7 protein-coding genes are annotated in these 12519 nt (G+C 49.6%); 5 read left to right on the top strand and 2 right to left on the bottom strand.

What is annotated here, in order from left to right:
• Positions 1 to 117 precede the first annotated feature (117 nt).
• From FBF61_RS20140 to FBF61_RS20120, 5 genes are all read left to right on the top strand, one after another.
• Positions 118 to 3486, top strand: a complete 3369-nt coding sequence (locus FBF61_RS20140) for a TonB-dependent receptor (RefSeq protein ID WP_138480686.1) — start codon at positions 118 to 120, stop codon at positions 3484 to 3486.
• A gap of 33 nt (positions 3487 to 3519) precedes the next feature.
• On the top strand, positions 3520 to 5010 hold the full coding sequence (locus tag FBF61_RS20135; RefSeq protein WP_138480684.1) for a RagB/SusD family nutrient uptake outer membrane protein: 1491 nt from the start codon (positions 3520 to 3522) through the stop codon (positions 5008 to 5010).
• Between the two features lie 55 nt (positions 5011 to 5065).
• Complete coding sequence (locus tag FBF61_RS20130) at positions 5066 to 6205, top strand: FG-GAP repeat domain-containing protein (RefSeq protein ID WP_138480682.1); 1140 nt, start codon at positions 5066 to 5068, stop codon at positions 6203 to 6205.
• A 184-nt stretch (positions 6206 to 6389) separates the two neighbouring features.
• Positions 6390 to 7613, top strand: a complete 1224-nt coding sequence (locus tag FBF61_RS20125) for a GDSL-type esterase/lipase family protein (RefSeq protein ID WP_138480680.1) — start codon at positions 6390 to 6392, stop codon at positions 7611 to 7613.
• Between the two features lie 111 nt (positions 7614 to 7724).
• Positions 7725 to 11180: a PVC-type heme-binding CxxCH protein gene (locus FBF61_RS20120; protein WP_138480678.1), complete on the top strand. Its 3456-nt coding sequence runs from the start codon at positions 7725 to 7727 to the stop codon at positions 11178 to 11180.
• Between the two features lie 191 nt (positions 11181 to 11371).
• Here the strand turns inward: FBF61_RS20120 and FBF61_RS34675 are convergent, their stop codons facing one another.
• Both FBF61_RS34675 and FBF61_RS20115 read right to left on the bottom strand, forming a co-directional pair.
• Entirely contained in the window at positions 11372 to 11545 is a 174-nt protein-coding gene (locus tag FBF61_RS34675) for a hypothetical protein (RefSeq protein ID WP_166444575.1), read from the bottom strand.
• Between the two features lie 76 nt (positions 11546 to 11621).
• Positions 11622 to 12515 carry an NmrA family NAD(P)-binding protein gene (locus FBF61_RS20115; protein WP_138480676.1) on the bottom strand — a complete coding sequence of 298 codons (894 nt, stop codon included), beginning with the start codon at positions 12513 to 12515 and terminating at the stop codon, positions 11622 to 11624.
• Positions 12516 to 12519 lie beyond the last annotated feature (4 nt).

Below are 12519 nucleotides of genomic sequence, written 5' to 3'. Positions count from 1 at the left end.
AAAGGCCAATTATGCTGCAAACATAATTGGCCTCAAAAAACCCGCTTGCCGTCAAACAAGGTGCACATTGTGCACACGGGGATGTTCTGCTTTCCAAATCACAAAACCTTTAAATTTATGAAAAAAAATCAAAATGCCGCCAGTCGCTGGCGAACCATTATGAAAATCACCACCGTTCAGATTTTGATCACACTCCTGCTGTCAGGCGTTTCCTGGGCACATTCCTCGGCGCAGGAAATGCTCAACAAACGTCTCAGTGTTGCTTTGGAGAAAACGGATTTACGAACAGCGCTTAATCAGATCAGCAAGACCGCCCAGGTACGCATAACCTTTAATTCTCAGGTTATTCCAAAAGGCAGGCCTGTTAACGTCAATTTTAAAAATGAACGGCTGTCGGATATACTCGATCAGCTGCTGACACCTCTTCAGGTTTCCTACCTCGTCCTCGACCAGCAGATTATCCTGCGCAAATCAGAGATCCCCGCAGAAGAAAAAACCACCATACCTGCGGCTCCGGCCAACCCTCTGCCTGATAAGCGTATAGAGGGTTCCGTTAAGGACGAAAAAGGTGATAACCTGCCTGGCGTGAGCGTCATTTTGAAAGGTACCCAGAAAGGTACTATCACGGATATAGAAGGAAAATTCTCGATAGAACTCCCCGAAGAGTCATCTTCACTGATCTTCTCTTTTGTAGGCTACCTGCCTCAGGAAGTGTTTGTGGGCGCCCAGACTTCGCTGGATATTGTGCTCAAACCCGATACCAAATCCCTGGATGAAATAGTGGTCGTCGGTTATGGAAAACAATCCACCCGCCAACTTTCCAGCTCCGTTTCAACGGTTAATTCCAAAGACTTTGCTGACCTTCCGGTATCCCAGTTTTCCCAGAAATTACAAGGTAAGCTGGCTGGTGTGCAAATTTCCCAGACCACAGGTACGCCAGGGAGCGGAATGAAAGTGAGGATCAGAGGCGCCGCGTCGATCACGGCTGGCGCTGACCCGCTTTACGTTGTAGACGGTAACCCGATCGTGGGAGGTATCAGCAATATCAACCCCAATGAAATTGAAAGCATAAGCGTACTCAAAGATGCATCCGCAACTGCATTATACGGTTCCAGGGCGGCTAACGGGGTTGTTTTGATTGAAACCAAAAAGGCGGTGCCCGGCAAAACCCGCGTCGATTACAGCACTTACTTCGGAATACAGCAAGTTCCCCAGCGAGGACGTCCCGACATGATGAATGCACGTGAGTTTGCCACATGGCGCAAGGAAATGGCCGAGGAAAGAGGCTTGCCTGTAGATCCGGTTTATCAGAACCCGGAACAATATGGAGAGAGTACCAACTGGTATGATGCCATTACCCGCACAGCGCCCATGACCGACCACAGCCTTTCGCTGAGTACAGGTTCCGAGAAATTCAGCACGACTGCAACGGCTGGTTTTTTGAGCCAGGATGGGGTGATAGTTGGCTCGGGGTACAAAAGATATTCTTTGAGGGTTAACACGAATTTCCGGCCGCACGAAAAAGTGAACATCGGCCTGAATGTAGCGCCTACCTACTCCACGAATACCAATAGCGGTGTCGACGGCGTGGGAAGTGTCATCAATGAAACCCTGCAGACTTCCCCCCTCGCGCCTTTGAGAAACCCCGACGGCAGCCTGACGCTCACGGCTACCTCCCCCGGAATGTTTCCGACACCCAACTACGTGAGAACGCAGACCGACCGCGTGGTGGATAACAGCGACACAAGAATCCTGGCCAACATGTTCCTGGAATACCAGATCATCGACGGTCTTTATTTCAAAACTTCCGGCAACATCGATAAAGGAAATCTGCGGAACTTCAATTTCAACGGTACTACCACAGGTACCCGCGGGACAGGTCTTTATAAAACCCCTTTTTCACAGCTTGATCAGGACTCATATCTTTCGTGGGTCAATGAAAATATATTGAGCTACCAAAAAACAGCGGGAAACCATAATTTCGACGCGGTACTTGGTTTCACGGCACAAAAATTCCACCAGGACCGGAGCACTGTAAGAGGAAGTAATTATCCCGATGACAAGGTACAAACCATCAGTGCTGCCGGTACTATTACTGCAACCAGTGAGGTTCAGGAATGGAGCCTGCTGTCCTATCTTGCCCGGTTGAATTACAATTACAAAGGCAAGTACCTGATTTCCGCCTCCATACGCCGTGACGGATCTTCCCGGTTTGGCGTCGAAAACAGATGGGGTAACTTTCCATCCGTTTCTCTGGGCTGGATCGTGTCCGAGGAAAGCTTCCTGGCGAACATAAAAACCATATCTTTCCTTAAACTCAGGGCCAGCTACGGGATCACAGGGAATTTCAATATTGGTAACTATACGCACATTCCTACGATTTCGACCGCCAATTATGTTTTTGGTAAAAACATTGCTGCCGGAAGAAGGGTCGATAATCTCGCCGACAGAGGTATCGGCTGGGAGTCCAATGAACAATATAACCTCGGGCTGGACCTGAACCTGTTGAACGACCGCATCAATTTTACTTATAACTTTTACCGCAAAAATACGAGCGACCTGCTGTTCAATGTCAATGTGCCCCGCGCTTCCGGATATTCCAATATCCAGACCAATATCGGCAGCCTGAAATTCTGGGGACATGAATTCTCGGTGAGCACGGCCAACATCCGCAAGAGCGATTTCAAATGGAATACCGATTTCAATATTTCATTTGACCGCAACCGGGTTGTCTCGATGGGTACCAAAACATCGCGCCTCATTACCCCGCCAAGTACGCTCCTCGGAGGTTCGCACGTCACTACTGTGGGTCAGCCGATCGGCATGCTTTACGGTATGGACCATCTCGGCGTATACAAAGACCAGGCCGATTTCGACAGTTCTCCGAAGCATACCACCTCGCAGGTCGGTACGGCAAAGTTCCGGGACGTGAACAATGACGGCATCATTACAGTGGATGACGCCACCATCATCGGTAACCCGCATCCGGATTTCATTTTTGGTATGACCAACACGATTCAGTATAAAAACTTCGATTTCTCCGCCACTTTTTCAGGGACTTTTGGAAATGATATCGTTCGCGGTGCCGAGCAGACATTAACCAACCTGGACGGGGTGTTTAACGTTCTTGCCAATGTTAAGGACAGATGGAGATCTCCGGAAAATCCAGGCAACGGACGCTACGGCAGCCTGGCAGCAGGTACGACCTACCTCGAACGCGACTGGTGGGGCAGCCAGATGCTGTATGATGCAAGCCATCTTTCCATCAATAACGTGACCCTCGGCTACGCGATTCCTCTGAAAAGCAGCAGTGTTATCAAAAGACTAAGGGCGTATGCGAGCGTTCAGCAGCTTTACACAATTACAAGCTATCCCGGGGCCAATCCGCAGGTAGGTGTAAGCCAGGCCTCCACTGAGCTGGGGATAGACGGCGGCTCTTACCCGGTACCGCGCACCTTCACATTGGGCGTAAATGTTGGATTTTAATATTTAGACTAAAATTTAAATCAATATAAGGTCATGAGAATTAAGACCGTATTAGCAATCATTATATCAGGCGCACTGGGATCGTGCAGCGATTTTCTGGACGTCGCGCCAAAGAATGCAGTAGTTCCTTCCAATTTTTTCCAGTCGGAATCTGACTTCAGGCAGGCCGTTGATGGTACGTATGCACCTTTGCAGGGATTATACAATGCAGAAGGAAGCTGGGCTATGGGCGAAATGCGCTCAGACAACACGCACTTTTTCTATAACACTGATTACCGCTCCCCAAACCCGGAAGAAATCGATGAGTTTGTGAACGGATCTGAAAATCCAGTGACAGCCGGCCGCTACTTTTCCGATTTCGATATCATTGCCCGGGCTAATCAGGTGATCGCGGAAATTGACAAGGTCACATTGGAAAAGACCGTAGGCGACAATCTCAAAGGTCAGGCGCTTTTTCTACGGGCCCTCGCCTATTTTGACCTTGTCCGTTATTTCGGAGGGGTACCGCTTCCGCTGGTACCGGCTGTTGATCTGGGCTCCGCTTCGCTTCCCCGGTCCACTGCAGAGCAGGTTTATGCGCAGATCATCGCAGATGCTACACTTGCGGCAAGCATTTTGCCTGGGAAAGCTACCCAGGAAGCAGGACGCGCAACATCAGGAGCCGCCTGGATGCTATTGGGCGACGTATACCTGACCCAGAAAAAATGGCCCGAAGCAGAAAGCGCACTGGCCAAAGTAACGGGTTACTCACTCATGAGCGATTATGCCGCGGTTTTTAATCCCAATAACAAAAATAACCAGGAGTCCGTTTTTGAAGTCCAGTACCTGGAAGGCACTTCATTAAACCTGCACAGCGTTTTTCCATACTTTTTTATTCCGCTTACGACCAACCATGCGCAATATACCCTCGGGCCGACAGGCTCTCAAAATGCGCCAAGAGCCGGATGGAATATCCCTACCCAGGATTTGTTGACTGCCTATGAAGACCGGGTGAAAGACAAACGCTTTGCTGCTTCTATCGGATTTGTTAATGGGCCTTCGCTGGTTTCAGACACAACTTATGTGAATTTACCTTACATCAAAAAGTACCAGTACCCTCACTCGGTTTTTGAGCAGACCAATGAAAATTTCCCCATTTACAGATATGCAGAAACATTGCTGATGCTGGCCGAAGCTGCCAACGAGCAGGGAAAAGTAGCCGACGCGCAACGCTACCTCGATCAGGTGAGGACCAGGGCAGGATTGGCGAATTCGACAGCCACGTCGCAAACAGCCCTCCGAACCGCCATTTTGCAGGAACGCAGGATAGAGCTCGCTTTTGAAAACAAACGCTGGCTGGATCTCGTCCGCACGGGCAATGCAATTACTGTAATGAATGCGCACGGTGCAAAATTGAAAGCGGATCCGGCTTACTATTATCTTACTCCGGCCACGTACAGCCTTGAACAGAAGCACCTGCTGTTCCCGATCCCATTCCTGGAAATACAGGTCAACCCCGATCTTCAGCAGAACACAGGATATTGATAAATTCAGGATAAATGGCTGAGATACTAAAATAAAAACCTCTAAAAACGCGGGAATGAACAAATTAGCAGCACCACTGATCTTGATAATATTGTCAACGGAGCTCATCGCACAACCTTTAAAACAGCTCACCTTTCGGAAACAGATGATCGCTTCGGAAAGCGCCGAATCAGTGGGAGTATTTGATGTCAATGGTGACAAACAACTTGATATCGTTTCGGGAAGTTACTGGTATGAAGGCCCTGGATTCAAAAAACGGCATCTGATCGGTCAGGGCAAACGTGTGAATGAGTATTTCGATGATTTTTCCACGATACCCATGGATGTGAACGGGGATGGAAAAATGGACTACATTACCGGCGGGTGGTTTAATAAAAAACTGCTCTGGCGGGAAAATCCCGGAACCAACGGAGAATGGAAAGAGCACGAGTGGGCCGAGACCGGTAATATTGAAACGACGCGCGCCTGGGATGTGGACGGTGACGGGTTCCTCGAAATTGTGCCCAATACCCCCAGCCTGCCTTTGGTATATTATACATTGCAAAGAGACCAGGCTGGCAAACCGAACGGACAGATCATTGGTACCAAAGTAGCCGAAAAACACGGGCACGGACTTGGATTCGGAGATATCAACGGCGACGGCCGGGGCGATTTCATTACCACCGACGGCTGGCTCGAAGCGCCGCAAGACCGTAAAAACACGCCCTGGAAACTGCACCCGGATTTCAAATTCGACCACGGTAGCGTCCCGGTTATCGTGGCGGATGTGAATAAGGATGGATTAAATGATCTGATCGTGGGCCAGGGACATGATTATGGCCTTAATTGGTTCGAACAAAATCGCACGGGCAAAACGATCACTTTCGTCAAACATCCGATCGATCCTTTTCAGTCGCAGTACCATACCATGGAATGGGTGGACATTGATAACGACGGAGAAATGGAACTGGTTACGGGCAAACGTTTCCGGGCCCACAACGATGGAGACCCGGGTGCCTACGATCCGTCTGGCCTGTACTATTTCAAATGGAACGGAGAATCTTTTACCAAAAACTTCATCAGCTACGGACCGTACGGTGAAGGGAAAGGTGCAGGTATTTTCTTCTCCGTCGCCGACCTGCTGAACTCGGGTAAAAAAGATATTATCGTGGCCGGCAAAGACGGACTGGCGATTTTCTTTAACGAAGGACATTGATAATCAGCAAATAATGTATGCAAAAAAGAGTAACCCGACAGCTATTTTGTTTTTAACCGACACCACAGGTTAATTTATTCAATAATTGTCCTTTTATTTAAATCGGAATTAATGGCAGTAAATGTGGCGCCGGAGATCGGACATTTGCTGCCATTTTTCCCAAAATTACCTAAACCCAAAATGCATGAGAAAGATCAGAGCACTGACCACTCTTGGTTACTTTTTATTATTCTTCATTACCCTATCGGCAGGAACTGTCAGCGCGCAGGGAGCCGGCAGCTTTTCGCTGAAAGACGGTGACCGCGTTGTTTTTCTTGGCAATTCGATCTTCGAGAACGACTTTCAGTTTGGCTATCTCGAACTGGCCCTTACCACCCGCTTCGCCGACAAAGGCATCACCTTCCGCAACCTTGGCTGGACAGGCGATAATGTGTGGGGAGAAGGACGCAGCACATACACCAATCCGCCTACTCCCTACGAGCACCTGATGGAAGACATTACCAAAACCCAGCCGACGGTTGTTTTTCTGGGTTACGGAGGAGTGGAGGCACAGGACGGGCAGGCCGGTTTGCCTCATTTCAAAGAAGGGCTGAACAAATTGCTGGACAAGCTAGATGAACTCGGTGCCAAAACGGTTTTATTATCCACCATACCCGTCGTTTCTACCGACACCGCCCAGCGTATCAGTCAGCGCAACGCTGATCTTGAATTGTATTCCAAAGCCATTTCGGAAGTAGCCGGGCAGCGTAAGAAGCAGTTTATCGACATTTACAACCCGATATTGGCCGCCACGAAGAAAGAGGAGATCATTGAAAATACCGTTCATTTGAACGAAGCCGGCTATTATTACCTCGCTAAAATCCTCGAAAAAGCCCTTGGCCTGGAAACCAGCCCGAAAACCACCACCATTACTGTATCCAAAACCGGTGCGCAGGCGGACAATGCCCGCATATTACCGGCAGGACAGGAAAAAACACTTGCAAAATTCATCATTGACGAAAAATACCTGCCGCTACCAGCACCCCGCAAAAGCGGCCAGATTGCCGAAAACGCACAGATCATCAAGGCATCAGGTTTGAAAAAAGGATTTTACTCGCTGACTGCCGACAACGCTGAAGTAGTAACTGCCTCCGCTGCCGAATGGGCGAAAGGTGTTGCTATCACGCAGGGCCCGCAATTCACGCAGGCAGAAGAAATACGCACCATGATCCTGAAAAAGAACGAACTGCACTTTTTTCAGTACCGCCCGCTCAACCAGACTTATATCATCGGTTTCCGCAGATACGAACAAGGCCGTCATGTGAAGGGGCTGGAAGAGCAGAATATCCTGATCAAATGGCTGGAAGGACAGATCATACTGAACAGCGAACCGAAGGAAGTAGTATATGAGCTGAAAAAGCTGGAATGAGGGCTGTCGGCCTCGGCAACCCTCTCTGAAAACAAAAGAACATCACTTAGTCAGTTACTATAAACGGCCTACCACTATCGAATGCCGATAGCCGACAGCCGACAGCCAACTATGAAAGCATCAAAGTTACTATACGGAGCAATTCTCCTTCCTATCATATTCCTGACCACCTCCTCCACCAAAACGGAGATGGTGAAAGAAGACCCGGATCCCGATGTCCAGAAAGAGCTGGCATCCTTCAAAGTTGCCGAGGGATTTGAGGTAACCCTTTTTGCAGCCGATCCGATGGTCGCCAAGCCGATCCAGATGAACTGGGACGCGGAAGGTCGTCTGTGGGTGGTCAGCAGCACGGTATACCCACATTTGAAAACCGGCGAATCGGCCAATGACAAGATATTTGTTTTGGAAGATACAGACGGCGACGGCAAGGCAGACAAGTCTACGGTATTTGCCGAAGGATTAATCCAGCCAACCGGTATTTTGCCGGGTGACGGCGGGGTATATGTAGCCAATTCCACGGAGATCCTGCATTTTTCCGACACCGACGGCGACGGCAAAGCGGACAAAAAACGCCGCGTGCTGAACGGTTTCGGAACCGGCGATACCCACCATTTGATCCATACTTTCCGCTGGGGGCCGGAGGGAAGGATGTACTTCAACCAGTCTATCTACATTTACAGTCACGTAGAAACACCTTTTGGGATCAAACGCCTCGAAGGTGGCGGTGTGTGGGCATTGAATACGCGTAACCTCGACATGGATGTATATGCCAAAGGTTTGGTCAACCCATGGGGACTGCAGTTTGACCGCTGGGGACAATCGTTCCTGACAGATGGTGCCGGCGGCGAGGGTATCAACTACGCATTTCCGGGAGCCACTTTTGTAACGGCTCCTGGCGCAGCGCGCATTATGCGCGGACTGAACCCCGGCCAGCCGAAACATAGCGGTCTGGATGTGGTATCAGGAAAACATTTGCCGGATGCATGGCAGGGACGGATGATCACCAACGATTTCCGCGCGAACCGGATCAACAGTTTCAAACTTGAAGAACAAGGTGCAGGCTATGCTTCCAAGCAGGCCGATGACCTGATGTGGACGGATAATGTAGCTTTCCGCCCGGTGGATATCAATGTAGGGCCCGATGGAGCAATATATGTTGCAGACTGGTACAATCCGATCATCCAGCACGGGGAAGTGGATTTTCACGATCCCCGCCGCGACCAGCAGCACGGACGGATCTGGCGTATCGTTGCTAAAAACCGTCCGCTCGTTAAAAAACCGCAACTGGCCAAAGCCAGTACCAGCGAACTGCTCGAATCCCTGAAACTTCCGGAGGAATGGACACGTCTTCAGGCCAAGCAGGTTTTGAAAGCGAAAGGCGCCAAAGAAGTAATTCCAGCCCTTGAAAAATGGGTGCAGGCCCTTGACAAAAACGATGCAGGATATGAACATAATCTGCTCGAAGCATTATGGGTTTATCAAACTTTAGAAACCGTAAATGAGCCGATATTGCTGAACCTGCTTTCTGCGAAAAGCCATAATGCCCGTGCGGCCGCTTTGCGTGCGCTGGAATTGTGGTATCCAAAAATAGGGAACGTTCCAGCGCTGCTGGCCAAAGCGGTAAAAGATGAGCATGCACAGGTTCGCCTTGAAGGAGTGATCGCGCTACGTAAAACGAAAACAGCCGAAGCTGCACGCACTGCATTAAACGTATTGGATGCCCAGATGGACGAATTCCTGGATTTCGCATTATGGCAAACTGTACGCGAACTGGAACCGGTCTGGCTGGCAAAACTGAAATCCGAACCGGGATTTTTGGGTGATGCTAAAAAAACTGCCTATGCCTTGAAATCAGCTACGAGTCCGCAGGCTGCCTCATTATTAATTGCGCTTTATCAAAAAGGACAGGTTCCCGACGAATACCAGAAAGATGTACTGAGCAGCATCTCAGCCCTCGGACAGACCGCCGATCTGAACATGCTGCTGGATCTGGCAGTTCAGAACAAGGATAAAAATCTGGCGGGACAGCTTTCCGCTTTGGAGAGTGCCGCCAGCCAACGCCATGTACAGCCAGATAAAAACCCGGAGCGTATTGCTTCTCTGATCACCAATGAAGAAGATCCGGCTAGTTTGAGCGCTATCCGACTTGCAGGCCTGTGGAAACTTGGCCAGCTCAACGACCGTCTTACCACCCTGATCCAGACCGGAAACCCCAATACTAAAAAAGCAGCACTCGCGTCACTGGCGACCATCGACAAGCAGAAGGCGCTGAAACTCATGACGGAAATGACCGGCCCGAAAAATGAGCCCGAAGTACGCGTCATTGCGGCCGCTCAGTTGGCCTCACTGGATGCCAGAGAAGCTGCGCGCATAGGATCTGAATTGATGCGTACTTTGCCTGCCGATACCGATATGTCAGAGCTTTTCCTTGCATTTATCCCTACCAATCCAGGTGCAGCAGCCCTGGCCGAAGCCATCGCCGCCAAAAAAATACCGGCACCGATTGCGAAAGTCGGGCGTCAGCTTGTACAGCAACGCGCCGGCTGGACACGTCAGAATCTCGACGAAGTACTTGCCTTGAAAAAAGCATTGGAAGCATCGGGCGGCTCTTTGCCTACGCAGAAAATGCCGCAGGATTTGAGCGATGAAAACATTGCCAGTCTCGCCAAACTGGTAAGCCAAAAAGCTGATCCTGTAAAAGGAGAGCAGATTTTCCGGAGAGCAGAAGCCAGTTGTACAACTTGCCACGCGATTGGCGGTGCAGGCGGATTAATCGGCCCCGACCTGAGCAGCCTGGGTACCAGTTCACCGGCGGAAACCATTATCCGTTCGATACTATACCCTAACCTTTCCATCAAGGAAGGGTATGACCTGAAACGTGTTGTGAAAAAAGACGGTTCGGAAATGCTTGGTTACCTGGCCAGCGACGGCGCTACCGAAGTGGTGATCCGTGATGTAACGGGTAAAGAAGTATCTATAGCGAAAAGCCAGGTACAGGTAATGGAAAAAGTACCGGGCTCACTCATGCCTCCTGGCCTCACCGCCAGCCTCGACCAGACCGAATTCATTAACCTGATCGGATTCCTGACGAAACTCGGCGAATCAGGCGACTTCCGCGTTCCGAATACACGGTTTGTAAGACGTTGGGAAAGTGTCACAGGTGATAAACAAGCCGCGGCCAAAATGTCCGAAGGATCATTCCTCGTAGCGAAAGGTCAGAAAATCATTGCCCAGCCGGTTTACAGCAAAGTATCCGGAGAATTGCCGATTGACGAACTCTCCGAAATGGAAAGTGGCGCCAAGCAATTCAGTGTTGTAAGATTTGAAATTGAGGTACTTACAAAAGGAAATGTAACCCTGGCACTGAATACCCCAAGCGGAGTTACTGCCTACGCAGGTGGCAAACCACTCAAAATAACAGATGGCAGCATCACCACAGCATTACCGCAGGGAATCCAGCCGATCACACTCATGATCGACCGGAAAGTGGTAAAAGACGGTGGCCTGAAAGTAGAACTTAAAGACGCCGAAGGCGGCGCCCAGACGAGGTTAAGAATGGGACGATAGCCTACACAATATGTAACGCTCGTACGGAGCTTCTCGTTGCCACACGGGACGCTCCGCAGGAGCGTTACAAATGGGTAGTCCCTCTGGACTATTCACTCGCAGCCCAAGCGGGGCTACCTATTCCTAGAAAAAAAACGCGTATTGGGAATCGGATGCTCCGTAGGAGCTACCCATTATCGGGATAACCGCTATTATCTGGAAAAAATCGTGTAGCCTAGAATGAGCGAAAATTTGGTATAATCGGCATCAATATTCATAAAAGACGATTCGACATTCCTCTTCAGATAATACCGGGCTTCCACGCTGAGCTTGCCTGCCGCAAAACCTGCACCGAAAGCTGCGTTGGAACCTGTGCCGATTTCCATCGAAAAAACTACACCTATCTAATAAGTACGACAAAGAGCCGGCTCTCATTGAACCAGCTCTTTCTGCTTTTTAATCTCAGCTATGTTGATACACCGCCGCGAAATCCTTCGCGAAGTTTTCCAGCTTATAATTCCCCAGCGTTTCCGGGCGGTTTTTCCAATAATCCTCCTGAAGTTTGCCGCTGCGGATTGCCTGTCCCATCGCCAGGTACATAGAGGCGAAACTTTGGTTCAGACCTGCACCCAACATTCCTTCCAATGCCTGCTCATCAGAAAAAGTGATCCAGGGAGTATTTTCCTTTTCAACTGCATTTCCTAAAACCGTTGCAATTTCATTCGGATGAACTTCGTCACTTGCTATATAAGTTATACTGTTACCTGTAAACGAAAGGCTCAGCAAGTTTTCAATTGCGACTGTTGCGATGTCATCTGTATGCACCAGCACCAGTTTTTCGTCGGTATCCCCAAAATTATTTCCCGCAATACCGGCATGTTTGATCATCCCAGCAAGGCTGTACAGGTTGGTAAAGAAATAAGACGGACGAAGGAATTTCAGATGGAGCCCAGGCAACGTTAGCAACCTTTCTTCCAGATATCCCAGCGCATCGATCGGCCCCGCCCCTTTCCGCAAATGTGCGCCTACGCTGCTCAGCAACACTACATGTTTGATGTTGCTTCCCTCCAAAGCCTGAATGTAATTGTCGGCTACTTCCTGCTGGAATTTACCATAATCCGGAATCGAAAAACTGCTCGGGATCATCAGATAGGCCACATCGGCGTCTTTGAATGTTTCTTTCAGAAACGTTGCGTCGGTGGCCGAACCTATGGCTGCATGTGCGCCCAGCGATTCGATCTCCGCCTTTTTGTCCTGGCTGCTGCTGATAACGGTAACGTCATGACCGGCTCCCGTCAATGCTTTGGTCACGGGTAAGCTTATATTTCCCAATGAACCTGTGATGATATATTTCATAGTT

Source organism: Dyadobacter bucti, from assembly GCF_005869225.1.
In the GTDB taxonomy this organism is placed as follows: domain Bacteria; phylum Bacteroidota; class Bacteroidia; order Cytophagales; family Spirosomataceae; genus Dyadobacter; species Dyadobacter bucti.
Note: the sequence above shows the minus strand (reverse complement) of the source record. Positions and strands in the feature narration are given on the sequence as shown.

Bases quoted from the DNA above. Each gene is read 5' to 3' on its own strand.
- FBF61_RS20130 (WP_138480682.1), top strand. From the start codon at position 5,066: ATGAACAAATTAGCAGCACCACTGATCTTGATAATATTGTCAACGGAG.
- FBF61_RS20115 (WP_138480676.1), bottom strand. From the start codon at position 12,515: ATGAAATATATCATCACAGGTTCATTGGGAAATATAAGCTTACCCGTG.
- FBF61_RS20120 (WP_138480678.1), top strand. From the start codon at position 7,725: ATGAAAGCATCAAAGTTACTATACGGAGCAATTCTCCTTCCTATCATA.
- FBF61_RS34675 (WP_166444575.1), bottom strand. From the start codon at position 11,545: ATGGAAATCGGCACAGGTTCCAACGCAGCTTTCGGTGCAGGTTTTGCG.
- FBF61_RS20140 (WP_138480686.1), top strand. From the start codon at position 118: ATGAAAAAAAATCAAAATGCCGCCAGTCGCTGGCGAACCATTATGAAA.
- FBF61_RS20135 (WP_138480684.1), top strand. From the start codon at position 3,520: ATGAGAATTAAGACCGTATTAGCAATCATTATATCAGGCGCACTGGGA.
- FBF61_RS20125 (WP_138480680.1), top strand. From the start codon at position 6,390: ATGAGAAAGATCAGAGCACTGACCACTCTTGGTTACTTTTTATTATTC.